Annotated in this window: 11 protein-coding genes; 9 read left to right on the forward strand and 2 right to left on the reverse strand. The window is 64.2% G+C overall.

The genetic code is table 11. From position 1 onward, the window contains the following. Positions 1-4 precede the first annotated feature (4 nt). A complete protein-coding gene (locus tag FRF71_RS10370) occupies positions 5-301 on the forward strand; it encodes a hypothetical protein (RefSeq protein WP_147090581.1) in 297 nt (98 codons plus the stop codon). On the opposite strand, the gene FRF71_RS10375 is transcribed toward FRF71_RS10370, so the two are convergent. Beyond that, positions 298-1,149, reverse strand: coding sequence for a hypothetical protein (locus FRF71_RS10375; protein ID WP_147090582.1), 852 nt, complete (start codon positions 1,147-1,149; stop codon positions 298-300). The two genes, FRF71_RS10370 and FRF71_RS10375, sit on opposite strands and share 4 nt — an antisense overlap. Positions 1,150-1,229: 80 nt before the next feature. Here FRF71_RS10375 and trmD point away from each other — a divergent pair, with 80 nt between their 5' ends. The 8 genes from trmD (at position 1,230) to FRF71_RS10415 (ending at position 11,215) form a co-directional block, all read left to right on the forward strand. Next, on the forward strand, positions 1,230-1,967 hold the full coding sequence (trmD, locus tag FRF71_RS10380) for a tRNA (guanosine(37)-N1)-methyltransferase TrmD (RefSeq protein ID WP_147090583.1): 738 nt from the start codon (positions 1,230-1,232) through the stop codon (positions 1,965-1,967). A 5-nt stretch (positions 1,968-1,972) separates the two neighbouring features. Then, on the forward strand, positions 1,973-2,341 hold the full coding sequence (rplS, locus tag FRF71_RS10385) for a 50S ribosomal protein L19 (protein WP_147090584.1): 369 nt from the start codon (positions 1,973-1,975) through the stop codon (positions 2,339-2,341). Positions 2,342-2,478: 137 nt separating this feature from the next. Beyond that, a complete protein-coding gene (locus FRF71_RS10390) occupies positions 2,479-3,813 on the forward strand; it encodes a DUF418 domain-containing protein (protein WP_147090585.1) in 1,335 nt (444 codons plus the stop codon). A 94-nt stretch (positions 3,814-3,907) separates the two neighbouring features. Further along, a complete protein-coding gene (locus tag FRF71_RS10395) occupies positions 3,908-6,145 on the forward strand; it encodes a S9 family peptidase (protein WP_147091621.1) in 2,238 nt (745 codons plus the stop codon). Continuing rightward, on the forward strand, positions 6,142-7,500 hold the full coding sequence (locus tag FRF71_RS10400) for a putative 2OG-Fe(II) oxygenase (RefSeq protein ID WP_147090586.1): 1,359 nt from the start codon (positions 6,142-6,144) through the stop codon (positions 7,498-7,500). Before FRF71_RS10395 ends, FRF71_RS10400 begins: the two co-directional genes overlap by 4 nt. Positions 7,501-7,528: 28 nt before the next feature. Beyond that, positions 7,529-8,554 carry an aspartate-semialdehyde dehydrogenase gene (locus tag FRF71_RS10405; RefSeq protein ID WP_147090587.1) on the forward strand — a complete coding sequence of 342 codons (1,026 nt, stop codon included), beginning with the start codon at positions 7,529-7,531 and terminating at the stop codon, positions 8,552-8,554. Positions 8,555-8,566: 12 nt separating this feature from the next. Then, on the forward strand, positions 8,567-9,307 hold the full coding sequence (locus FRF71_RS10410) for an alpha/beta fold hydrolase (RefSeq protein ID WP_147090588.1): 741 nt from the start codon (positions 8,567-8,569) through the stop codon (positions 9,305-9,307). A 96-nt stretch (positions 9,308-9,403) separates the two neighbouring features. Further along, a complete protein-coding gene (locus FRF71_RS10415) occupies positions 9,404-11,215 on the forward strand; it encodes a M2 family metallopeptidase (protein ID WP_147090589.1) in 1,812 nt (603 codons plus the stop codon). A 61-nt stretch (positions 11,216-11,276) separates the two neighbouring features. On the opposite strand, the gene FRF71_RS10420 is transcribed toward FRF71_RS10415, so the two are convergent. After that, the gene (locus FRF71_RS10420; RefSeq protein ID WP_147090590.1) at positions 11,277-12,710 is read right to left on the reverse strand and encodes an AMP nucleosidase; all 1,434 of its coding nucleotides are present in this window, start codon (positions 12,708-12,710) and stop codon (positions 11,277-11,279) included. Positions 12,711-12,802 lie beyond the last annotated feature (92 nt).

A 12,802-nucleotide genomic window follows, 5' to 3' on the forward strand; every position in this document is an offset into this window, starting at 1 on the left:
GGCTATGGGAATTGTCCTCGGTCTGATCGTCTGTGTGCTGCTGCCGGCCGCGCTATCCTGGGGGATCTGCAGCGGGATGCGGGTGCTGAGCCCATCAAGCAGCCGGCGCCGCCGGGTGGCGCTTGCCGCCGTCCTGGCAGGCCTCTTGCCGGTTACCGTTCCGCTCATCTCCGTGCTTGACGTGGAATACCCCGAAGGCCTGATCGCCGTGGTCGCGATCCTGCTGATTGGCGTGCTGATTGCCTTGCTGGTCGGCCTGCCGGTCGCGATCCGCGCCACGCGGTGCGATTTTCCCGCCTAGCGCGGCTTGCCCACCAGCTTTTCCAGCTCCTTGGCAAACTGCTTAAGCTCGAAGTTCTGGGGATCGTCGTGGGCATCGGGAATGCCGGCATCGACGGTGTTGTGCTGCGCCGGGATCAGCCAGTACCCGGCCCGCGCACTGGCATAAACATAGAGCGCGGCCAGCATCCGGTATTGCTCCTTGGTAAAGCCGGGCTTGGGTCCTTCCGTCTGCCCGCGGCTGGTGGCACCGGGCAGGAAGCGGCGCGGCTGGACCGTTTCGATATGGACCATCCGCCCCCGCGCGCGCGGACCGACCACCCGGCTCTCCAGCTTGGTCGCGCGCCAGCCTTCCTGGAAATCGTGTCCGGCCCAGATCTGCCCAACCCGGTTGAGAAAGATATGCGCCACCGGCTCACGTGCGAGGGTGCCGTCCATGTAGGGCGCAAAGTCGTTGACCCTGAGGTCCTGGTTAAGCCGCTTGGGGAACGGATCGTTCGCGTAAAACGGCGTCGAGGTATCGTGGATCACGAAATAGAGCGCGGGCAGGCCTTCCTCGGTGCGCGATAGCGGGGTGTCGGCCCATTGCTCTGCGAAAGTCTGATAGGGTTCGGGGAAGGCGGCCAGCGCGGCGGCCTTCTGCGCGGCGCTTGGTCCGTCCTCGCGCTCCATCAAGTGGCGGATCACCTTGGGCAAGGGCTGGGGCTTTCGCACCGCTAGCAGCTCGATCTTGCGCAGCAGGCACTCCGCCTGTTCGACGCGGCTACCCGCAAAAGTCAGCGTCTCGCGGCTGAACCGGCATTCGCCGATTTCCTCGGCCTGGGCTGGGGTGGCAAGGAGGAGCAGAGGGAGGGCCAGCAGCAGCTTCATTGCCGCAGTGTTCCCCGCCAGCGCTGCGCAGGCAAGAGTCCAATTGCACGAGGCGCGGCGATCTGGGAAAGGCGCAGGCCATGACTTTCGCCGCCACCGTCCTGACCCTTTACCCGGAGATGTTCCCCGGCCCGCTTGGCGTCAGCCTGGCGGGACGCGCGCGCGAGGAGGGGAAGTGGTCGCTCGCTACCGTGCAGATCCGCGACTTTGCGATCGACAAGCACCGTACCGTTGATGACACGCCGGCTGGCGGCGGGGCCGGGATGGTGCTGCGCGCCGATGTGCTGGCTGCCGCAATCGACCATGCCCGCAGCCTCAGTCCGAACGCCCCGGTGATCGCCATGACCCCGCGCGGCAAGCCGCTGACCCAGGCCCGGGTGCGCGAGCTGGCGGCAGGGCCGGGCGTTACCGCGCTGTGCGGCCGATTTGAGGGATTTGACGAGCGGATTTTCGCCGGACGCCAGGTTGAGGAAGTCTCGATCGGCGATATCGTCCTATCGGGCGGAGAGCCGGCGGCACTGATGCTGCTCGACGCTTGCATTCGCCTGCTTCCCGGCGTAATGGGCGCGCCTTCCAGTGGGTCCGAGGAATCGTTCGAGAACGGTTTGTTGGAATATCCCCACTATACCCGACCCGCTGCGTGGGAAGGGCGCACGATCCCTGAAGTGCTGCGATCGGGGGATCATGCGAAGATCGCGGCCTGGCGAAAGCAACAGGCCGAGATCGATACACGGTTACGCAGGCCGGATCTTTGGGAGCGTCATGAGGGCGCTCGGGTCCTGTCTGCCTCTGGCGCGCGGCGTGAAAAGAAGGACTGAGGATCATGAACCTGATCCAGCAGATCGAGGCCGAGGAAATTGCCAAGGCCGCCAAGGATATTCCGGAGTTTCGCCCCGGTGACACCGTCCGCGTCGGCGTGAAGGTGATCGAAGGCGATCGCAGCCGTGTGCAGGCCTTTGAAGGCGTCTGCATCGCGCGCGCCAACAAGGGCATCGGCAGCAACTTCACCGTTCGCAAGATGAGCTTCGGTGAAGGCGTGGAACGCGTGTTCCCGCTCTACTCGCCGACCATCGACAGCATCACCGTTGTCCGCAAGGGCGTGGTGCGTCGGGCCAAGCTCTATTACCTGCGCGGCCGCACCGGCAAGCGCGCTCGCATCGCCGAGCGCCGCGACGTGCGCAACGACGCCTAAGCGTCGGACCAGCGCTGAATTGCGAAGGGGCTCCAACTGCGGTTGGGGCCCCTTCTGCATGGTGACTGCCGAAGTGTATTGCATATATCATACACCGTGCTAGGTTCACTCCATCCTTTGGGATGGGGAGAACTATGATGACAGGCCAACAGGGGGCCGTACCGGCCCTGGCGCCCGTGCGCGGCAGGGACCGCATCGCCGTGCTCGATGCACTGCGCGGATTTGCCATTCTGGGCATTTTTTACATGAACGTGCCGGCGATGTCGGGGCCGATCTCGGCTTTCCTCGGCGATATCCGGGCGATGGGCTGGGCCCCGCTGGACCAGCAGGTCTGGCTGTTCACAACCACCTTCCTGGAAGGCACCCAGCGCGGGATGCTGGAAATGCTGTTCGGGGCCGGGCTGATGGTCACCGCAGCCAAGGCGATGGAGCCCGATGGTCCGGTGGCCGTGGCCGATCTCTATATCCGCCGCAACCTGTGGCTGCTGGCCTTTGGCCTGATCAACATCTTCGTCCTGCTTTGGCCGGGCGATATCCTGCACGTCTATGCGCTTTGCGCGCTGGCGCTGTTTCCGTTCCGCAAACTCGGCGTGCGCTGGCTGATCCCGCTGGGGCTGCTGCTTGCCTCGGTCCAGGTGGTCGGTGGGGCGTTCGAATATGCCAGCCGCACCGAAATGCAGCAGACCCAGGCCGTGGCCGCCGAAAAGCAGGCCAAGGGCGAAAAGCTGACCAAGGCGGAAAGCGAAGCCGTCAAGGAATGGCAGGAGAAAATCGACCGGATCAACGGCAAGGAGCCGGTCGTCGAGAAGCTGACGAAGGATGAGGTCAAGGCCCGGTCCGGCTCGTTCATGGACTATGCCGGCTTCCTGATCTCGACCTATATCATGATCGTCGGCAAGGGATCGCTGCTGGGCGGAGTGGCTGAGGCTTTCAGCGTGATGCTGCTGGGGATCGCCGCCTGGAAGCTGGGCTTCATCCAGGGGCAGCGCTCCACCCGCGATTACTGGATTGCGCTGATTGTTGCCTATGGCTTCGGCCTGACCGCGCGCTATGTCGGCGGGCTGGAACGGATGACCTTCATGCCAATCCCGAAAACGATCTGGATGACCAGCGAACTGGCGCGGATTGCAGTATCCGTGGGTCATGTTGCGCTGATCAACCTGCTGATGCGCGGCGCCATCGGTCGCAAGATCATGTGGCCGTTCCTGGCGGCCGGGCAGATGGCGTTTACGCTCTACCTGATGCAGCAGGTGATCGGGGTCCATATCCTCTACTCGCCGGCTGGCCTGCACTGGCCAATGGCGCCGGGCTGGGCCTGGCTGGCGGGCCTTGCCAGCGCGGTGGTGTTGTTCCAGCTGATCCTGGCTAATCTGTGGATGCGCTGGTTTGCCAGCGGCCCGCTTGAGTGGCTGTGGCGCAGCCTGGCCTATTGCAAGAAGCAGCCCTTCCGGCGCCTGCCGGTGGTGGATTGATCCAGCCTCTGGCGCTGGCCGCAAAGCTGGTTAGAGAGGGGCGTCCCGGCTGGCCGGGGCGCCCTTTTCGCTGCGTGAGTTTGCTGTGTCGCCGATTGCCCGATTGCTTGCCGCCTGCGCGCTCGCCGCGCTCGTTCCTGCCGCCCCGCTTCTTGCCCAGACTTCTTCGGAGAGCCCCGTGCCTGCCGTCCAGCCGCTGACCATCGAACGCGTCTTTGCCAGCCCCAGTCTGAACGGGACGGTCCCGCGCGGGGTCAAGCTATCGCCAGATGGCCGCTACCTGACCCTGCTGCGCAACCGGGCCGATGACCGCGAGCGCTATGATCTGTGGGGGTTTGATCGCACCACTGGCCAATGGACCATGCTGGTCGATTCGCTGAAACTGGGTTCGGGCAAGGACCTGTCCGAGGCCGAGAAGATGCAGCGTGAGCGGCTGCGGATCGGCGACCTCAAGGGCATCGTGACCTATGAGTGGGCGGCCGACAGCAAGGCGATCCTCGTGCCGCTTGATGGCGACCTTTACCTGGCCAAGCTCGACGGGACTATCCAGCGCCTCTCGGATACCCAGGAAGACGAGCTCAACCCCGCGCTGAGCCCCAAGGGCAGCTATGTCTCATTCGTGCGCGGACGGCGGCTGTGGACCGGCAAGATCGGCGAAGCTGCCCAGCCGGTGACGCCGGAAGAGCAGTCAGAAACCGTATACTGGGGTGAGGCGGAATTCGTCGCCCAGGAAGAGATGGACCGCCACACCGGCTATTGGTGGGCGCCCGATGACAGCCGGATCGCTGTGCAGCGGTTTGACGAGGCGCCGGTTGCCGTGGTCACACGCGCCGCGATCGGTGCGGAAGGCACCAAGACCTTTGCCCAGCGCTATCCGCTGGCCGGGACGCCCAACGCCGTGGTCTCGCTGTTCGTCCAGAAGCCCGATGGCAGCGAGCGGGTCGAAGTGGACCTCGGACCTGACAAGGACATCTACCTCGCCCGGGTCGACTGGGCGCCGGATGGCAAGACGCTTTATGTCCAGCGACAGGATCGCGGGCAGACCCGACTGGATATGCTGGCCGTCGATCCCGCCACCGGCAAGAGCCGCGTGCTATTCAGCGAAACGGCCGCCACGGGGCACTGGATTGATCTTTCAAACAGCTACCGCTTCCTCATGGATGGCAGCCTCGTCTGGTGGTCGCAGCGCGATGGCTTTGGTCATCTGTGGCACTTCAAGCAAGGCAAGTGGCGGCAGCTAACCAAGGGCGATTGGGTCGTCACCGCGCTCGCTGGGGTCGACCAGGCCAGCGGCAAGGTGTTCTTCACCGCCACGAAGGACGATCCGCTGGCGCACCAGGTCTATGCGCTGGACCTCAAGACCCCGGGCAAGATCACGCGCCTCACCGAAACCGGCTTCCACAACAGCGCGAGCATGGACCGTTCCGGCAAGTCTTTGCTGATCTCACGGTCGGCGCTGAACCAGCCGCCGCAGGTCTATCTGGCCGATCAGAGCGGCAAGCGGATCGCCTGGGTTGAAGAGAACAAGCTCGACGCCAAGCACCCCTATGCGCCCTATCTCGCCAGCCACCGCCCGACCGAGTACGGCACGATCAAGGCGTCTGATGGCACCGTGCTGCACTGGAACATGATCACCCCGCCGCTCGAGCCGGGCAAGCGCTATCCGGTCTTCTTCTCGCACTATGGCGGGCCCAGCAACCAGCAGGTGCTGCGTGACTGGGGCAGCCCGCTGGCCCAGGCGGTGGTCGACAAGGGCTATATCTGGTTCGAGCTCGACAATCGCGGCTCGGATAACCGGGGCGTCGATTTTGCCAAGCAGATCTACCGCGCCATGGGCGGGGTTGAGGTTGCGGATCAGCTTGCCGGGGCGGAGTTTCTGAAGACGCTGCCCTTCGTCGCGGGTGACAAGATCGCGACCTATGGCTGGTCCTATGGCGGCTACATGACGCTGAAGATGCTCCAGGCCAATCCGGGGGTCTATGCCGCTGGGATCGCGGGTGCGCCGGTGACCAAGTGGGAGCTCTACGACACCCATTACACCGAACGCTACATGGGCGATCCCAAGGCCGATGCCGCGGCCTATGCCAAGGCCAACGCCATGGCCGATGCGGCCAAGATCACGGATCCGCTGCTGCTAATCCACGGCATGGCCGACGACAACGTGGTGTTCGAACACTCTTCGGCCCTGATCGCGAAATTGCAGGGGCAGGCGGTGCCATTCGAGATGATGCTATATCCGGGCTATACCCACCGCGTTGGCGGGCCAAAGGTTGGCGTTCACCTGTGGGAATCGATCTTTGCCTTCCTTGAGCGCCACGGAGTGAAACCATGAATCTTGGTATCGGCCCGACCGGATCGCCGGCCCAGGTTGCCGCGCTGCAGCAGCAGCTTGCAGCCAATCCGTCCGACCGGATCGCGCGGCACAACCTGGCGGTAGAGCTGCGCAAGTGCGGCCGGCCGGACGAGGCGCTGGTAGAGATCGAACGGGTTTGGAACGAAGGGCTGAAGCTGGCTGAAACGGCGACGATGCGCGGGCATTTGCTCGCCGATGCGGGTCGTTTTGACGAGGCGCTGGAGGCCTATCGCGAGGCAGTGCGGGTCAAGCCCGAACTGGTCGAGCCCCACAGCACCATGGCCAGCCTATTGCCGCAGCTTGGCCGGGGCGGCGAGGCGCTCGACAGTCTGCGCCAGGCGCTGCTGCGCGCACCGCATGTCGGTGCGCTATGGGTCGAAGCTATGTCGATCGCTCGCGGACACTTGGCCTGGGACCAGCTGCTGGACATTGCCGCCCAGGCCGAGAAGCGGTTTGGCACGGATACAATGATCAGCTCGTTCGTCGCCAACGCGCTGACTGCGCTTGGCCGCGATGACGAAGCGCTCGCGAAGATCGACATGGCGCTTGAGCAGGAACCGACCTATCCGCCCGGACACACCATCCGCGCCCATATCCTGCTGCGCAAGGGCGATCCTGCGGCTGCTGCGGGCGCGGCGGAGACTGCGGCACGGCTGCTGCCCAAAGACCAGTCGAGCTGGGCGCTGCTCGGCGTCGCTTGGCGTCTGCTAGATGACGAGCGCGAGCACTGGCTGTGCGATTACGACAACCTGGTCATGCCAATCGACCTCGGGCTCGATCCGCGCCTGCTCGGCGTTCTGGAGGCACGCCACCAGCTGGCGGCGCACCCGGCCGACCAGTCGCTGCGCGGCGGCACGCAGACGCGCGGCAACCTGTTCGAGGCTGACGATCCAGTGATCGGTGGGCTGGCCCGTGCCACCAAGGCCGCGATTGAACAGCGCATTGCCAGCCTGCGTCCGGATCCCTCACACCCCTTCCTGGGGCGGCTGAGCGGCCGGGTCAGCTTCCCGACCTCGTGGTCGGTGCGGCTGGCTTCGTCCGGCTTCCACATCAGCCACATCCATCCCGCAGGCTGGCTGAGCAGCGCCTATTATGTCAGCCTGCCGCCGGAAGTGGCCGCGGGCGACGGGGCGGGCGCGCTCGCCTTTGGCGTGCCCGATGCAGCGCTGGGGCTCGACCTCGCCCCGCGGCGGGTGGTGTTGCCGCAGGAGGGGTACCTGGTGCTCTTCCCGTCCTACCTCTGGCACGGCACCACGCCGTTCGAAAGCGCCGCGCCACGCGTGACGGTAGCCTTTGATTCGCTGCCGGTGGACAACAGCGGTCAGCCGGTCTAGCCGCAGCGCCATTCAACAGGAGTAAGCCATGGGTTACCGGGTGGTAGTGGTCGGCGCGACGGGCAACGTCGGCCGCGAAATGCTCAATATTCTGGCCGAGCGGGAGTTTCCGATCGAGGAACTGGCTGCGGTCGCATCCTCGCGCTCGACCGGCGACGAGATCGAGTTCGGCGAGACGGGCAAGATGCTCAAGGTCCGCAATATCGAGCACTTCGATTTCGCTGGCTGGGACATCGCGCTGTTCGCCGCAGGTTCCGATGTGTCGAAGGTCTATGCGCCCAAGGCCGCCGCTGCTGGTTGCGTGGTGATTGACAACAGCTCGTTCTACCGGATGGACCCAGACGTTCCGCTGGTCGTTCCAGAGGTCAATCCTGAAGCGATCGACGGGTACAAAAAACGCAACATCATCGCCAACCCCAACTGCTCGACCGCGCAGATGGTCGTTGCGCTCAAGCCGCTTCATGATGCCGCGAAGATCAAGCGCGTGGTCGTGGCAACCTACCAATCGGTCTCGGGCGCGGGCAAGCAAGGTATGGACGAACTGTTCGAGCAGAGCCGCAACATCTTTGTGGGTGACAGCAGCACGCCGGTGAAGTTCACCAAGCAGATCGCCTTCAATGTGATCCCGCACATCGACAGTTTTCTGGACGATGGCTCGACCAAGGAGGAATGGAAGATGGTGGTCGAGACCAAGAAGATCCTCGACCCCAAGATCAAGGTCACCGCAACCTGCGTGCGCGTGCCGGTGTTTGTTGGCCACTCCGAAGCGATCAACCTGGAATTCGAGGAAGAGATCAGCGCCAAGCAGGCCCAGAACCTGCTGCGCGAGGCGCCGGGCGTGATGCTGGTCGACAAGCGCGAGGACGGTGGATACGTAACGCCGGTCGAATGCGTCGGCGATGGCGCGACCTTCGTTTCGCGGGTGCGCGAGGATTCGACTGTCGAAAATGGCCTGTCGCTGTGGTGCGTTTCGGACAACCTGCGCAAGGGGGCCGCGCTCAATGCCGTCCAGATTGCTGAACTGCTCGGGCGGCGCCACCTCAAGAAAGGTTGAGGTTTTCCAATCATGGAAATGATTCCGTCATTTGATGGGACGCTGCTGGCGTTGCATCGGCTTGGGGCTGGTCGTCCGGTTATCCTGCTGCACGGCCTGTTTTCCAGCGCGCAAATGAACTGGATGAACTGGGGTCAGGCGCAATTGCTGGCCGATGCTGGGTTCGAATGCCTGATGCCGGACCTGCGTGCGCACGGCGATAGCGGCAAGCCGCATGACCCCGCCGCCTATCCGCCTGACGTGCTGGCGCGTGATGCGCTAGCGCTGGTCAAGGCGCTGGGGCTTACCGATTTCGACCTGGTCGGCTTCTCGCTGGGTGCGCGGACTTCGGTGCGCGCGGTGATCAACGGCCTGAGGCCGCGGAGGCTGGCGCTCGGCGGGATGGGGCTGGAAGGGCTGGCAGGCTGGACCGGACGCAGCGCCTTTTTCACCGATGCGATTGATCGGTTTGACGAGGTCAAACACGGCGATCCGGCCTTTGCCGCCGTTTCCTTCATGAAGACGATGAAAGTCGATCGGGTTGCGGCGCGGCTGCTGCTGCAGACTTTCAGCGATACTCCACCAGAGGCGCTGGCCGCGCTAACCATGCCGACGCTGGTGGTAAATGGCGACAAGGACCGCGATAACGGCTCGCCCGACCGCTTGGCCGAGGCGCTGCCGAACGCGACGCTGGTGACTGTGCCGGGCACGCACATGAGCTGCGTCACGAAGCCGGAACTGGGCGAGGCCATTCGCGATTTCCTGCTCGGCTGAAGCCGTTTGCCGATAGACGCTTGACCGTCGCCAATGGCCTCGCCAGCGTCATCACAAGGCCGCTTGGCCGGAAGTTTTGCAATGAGGATGGACCCCATGAAGAGGATCGTTTCGCTCGCCGCGCTGGCCACGGCGCTGGTGGCTGCGCCTGCCCTGGCGCAGGATGCCAAGACCCCGCAGGCGGAGGCTGACGCCTTCGTTGCCAAGGCGGAGAAAGAACTCAACCAGGCCGTTATCGAAGCCGGACAGGCCGGCTGGGTCTATGAGACCTATATCAACCAGGATACCGAGGCGCTAACCGCCCGGGCCGATGCGGCAGTGACGACATTGGCGGTCAGCAATGCGCTCCAGGCGGCGAAGTATGCCCAGACGCCCAACCTGTCCTACGACACCGACCGCAAGCTTGACCGCATGCGCACCGCAATCACTCTGCCAGCGCCGACCCGCGAGGGCGCTGCGCAGGAAATGGCCACGATCAAGGCCCGGATGCAGGGCATCTACGGTAAGGGCAAGGGCACGCTGAACGGCCAGCCGATCAATGGCAGCGATATCGAGGAGCGGATGGGCACCAGCCGCAACCCCGATGAGCTAAAGGAAATGTGGACCAGCTGGCATGACAATGTCGGCAAGCCGATGAAGGCTGACTACGCGCAGCTCGTCGCGCTGGGCAACGAAGGCGCTCAAGGCCTCGGCTTTGCTGATGTCGGGGCGCAGTGGCGCTCCAACTATGACATGAGCCCCGAAGAGTTCGCAGCGCTGACCGAGAAGCTGTGGCAGGAAGTGAAGCCGCTCTACGACAGCCTGCACACCTATGTGCGCGGCAAACTCAACGCCAAGTATGGCGATGCGGTGCAGGCCAAGACCGGCCCAATCCGCGCTGACCTGCTTGGCAACATGTGGGCTCAGGAATGGGGCAATATCTACGACATCGTCGCCCCCGCCGGAGCCGGTGATGTCGGCTATGACGTCACCGAACTGCTCAAGGAAAAGGGTTATGACCCGCTCAAGATGGTCAAGACGGGCGAGGGCTTCTTCTCCTCGCTGGGCTTTGCGCCGCTGCCCAAGACCTTCTGGGAGCGCTCGCAGTTCGTGAAGCCGCAGGACCGCGAAGTGGTCTGCCACGCTTCGGCCTGGGACATCGACAATGTCGAGGACCTGCGCATCAAGATGTGCATCAAGGTCAACGGCGACGATTTCACCACGATCCATCACGAGCTGGGCCACAACTATTACCAGCGCGCCTACAACAAGCAGCCGCCGCTCTATCTCGACGGGGCCAACGATGGTTTCCACGAAGCGATCGGCGATGCCATCGCGCTGTCGATCACCCCGGAATACCTCGTTCAGATTGGCCTGCTTGATCGTAGCAAGGTCCCCTCGGCGGATAAGGACATCGGCCTGCTGCTGCGCCAGGCGATGGACAAGGTCGCCTTCCTGCCGTTCGGCTTGCTGGTTGACCGCTACCGCTGGCAGATCTTCTCAGGCCAGGTGAAGCCCGAAGGCTATCAGCAGGCCTGGACCGACCTGCGCCTGAAGTACCAGGGGATCGTCCCGCCGAGCCCGCGCGGGGCTGACGCCTTTGACGCCGGGGCCAAGTATCACGTGCCGGCGGTTGTGCCGTACACCCGCTACTTCCTGGCCCGGATCCTGCAGTTCCAGTTCTATGAAGCGGCGTGCAAGGCGGCTGGCTGGAAAGGTCCGCTCCACCGTTGCAGCTTCTATGGCAACAAGGATGTCGGCACCAAGCTGAACGCTATGCTGGAAATGGGCGCATCGAAGCCCTGGCCCGACGCGCTCCAGGCCTTCACCGGCAGCCGCGAGATGAGCGGCAAGGCGATGATGGCCTACTTCGCGCCGCTCAAGAAGTGGCTCGACAAGCAGAACAAGGGGATGAAGTCGGGCTGGTAAGGCTCGGCATCCCGGACGCTGAAAGGGGCGGCGGCACTGCGGTGCTGCCGCCCTTCTTGCATTACCGGAACGGCGGTTCCTTGAAGGCCCGCAGTTTGCGCGAATGAAGCCGGGCACCTTCGGCGCGCAGCAGATCGCAGGCCGTCGTGCCGATCAACAGGTGCGCGGCAATCGCTTCCTCGTAGAAGCGGTTAGCCTGGCCCGGCAGCTTGATTTCGCCATGCAGAGGCTTGTCCGAGACGCAGAGCAGCGTCCCGTAAGGGACGCGGAAGCGATAGCCCTGCGCCGCGATCGTAGCGCTTTCCATGTCGATCCCGATCGCGCGGCTCTGGCTGAGGCGGCGCGCGGACTGGGTGTAGCGCAGCTCCCAGTTGCGATCGTCGGTCGTGGCGACCGTGCCGGTGCGCATCCGCTTTTTCAGGTTGGCGCCGGTATCGCCGCTGACCTGCTCAGCCGCCTGGGCCAGCGCAATCTGCACTTCGGCAATCGCCGGGATCGGGATTTCCGGCGGCAGGACCGGATCAAGCACGTGGTCATCCCGCAGATAGGCGTGGGCCAGGACATAGTCCCCAATCCGCTGCGTATCGCGCAGGCCGCCGCAGTGGCCGATCATCAGCCAGGCTTCGGGACGGAGCACCGCCAGATGGTCGCAGATCGTCTTGGCATTGGACGGCCCGACCCCGATGTTGACCAGGGTGATGCCCATCTTGTCCTCGCGGACCAGGTGATAGGCTGGCATCTGGTGGCGCCGCCAGGCCGTGTCGGACAGCATGTCGCGGGCGTTCGGCACCGTTTCCTCTACCCGCAGTCCGCCAGCGCCCGACAGCCGCACATACTCATCCTTGCCAAGCTGCTTACCGGCCCAGTCAACGAATTCATCGACATAGCGGTGATAGTTGGTGAACAGGATGAAGCGCTGGAAGTCCTCGATCGGCGTGCCGGTATAGTGCGCCAGGCGGGCCAGGCTGAAATCGGTGCGCAGGCCATCGAACAGGGCGAGCGGGAGGGTGCCGTCCGGATCGCTGAGTTCGATCCCGTCGGCCAGCTCATCGCCGATCATGGCAAGCTCTGTGGCCGGGAAGTGCCGGGCGAGGTCAGGCGGGTTGAGCCCGCCAAGCCCCGAGCTGGCATCGATCACGTAGGGAAACGGGATTTCCTGGGCCGAGCGGCCGACGGTGACCTCGATGTCATAGTCATCGGCCAGCAGGCTCAGCTGTTCGGCCAGGTAATCGGCGAACAGGGCGGGGCGCGTGACGGTGGTAACGAAAGTACCCGGATGGGCCAAGCGGCCAAAGGCGCGGGCCAGGTCCGGCCGGGTCTCGGCGCCGCCGTAGGTGATCCGCAGTTCAGGATAGCACCAGGCGCGGCTGGTGCGACGTTCGGCGGGAGGAAGGCTTCCGTCGGCAGCAAACTTGGCGATATCGGAGCGGAGGGTGGCGACGGCTTCGTCGTAAACGCGGACCAATTCCGCGATGGTCTTTTCTGTGTTTAGCATCGCGGGCCTTTAGACAGATCGCGATGACATTTCAATTACGTTGCCATTGAAACCTTTCCGCCAACGAAAAAGGGGGTGCCGAGGCACCCCCT

Origin of the sequence: Novosphingobium ginsenosidimutans (assembly GCF_007954425.1) — a bacterium.
Lineage (GTDB): Bacteria > Pseudomonadota > Alphaproteobacteria > Sphingomonadales > Sphingomonadaceae > Novosphingobium > Novosphingobium ginsenosidimutans.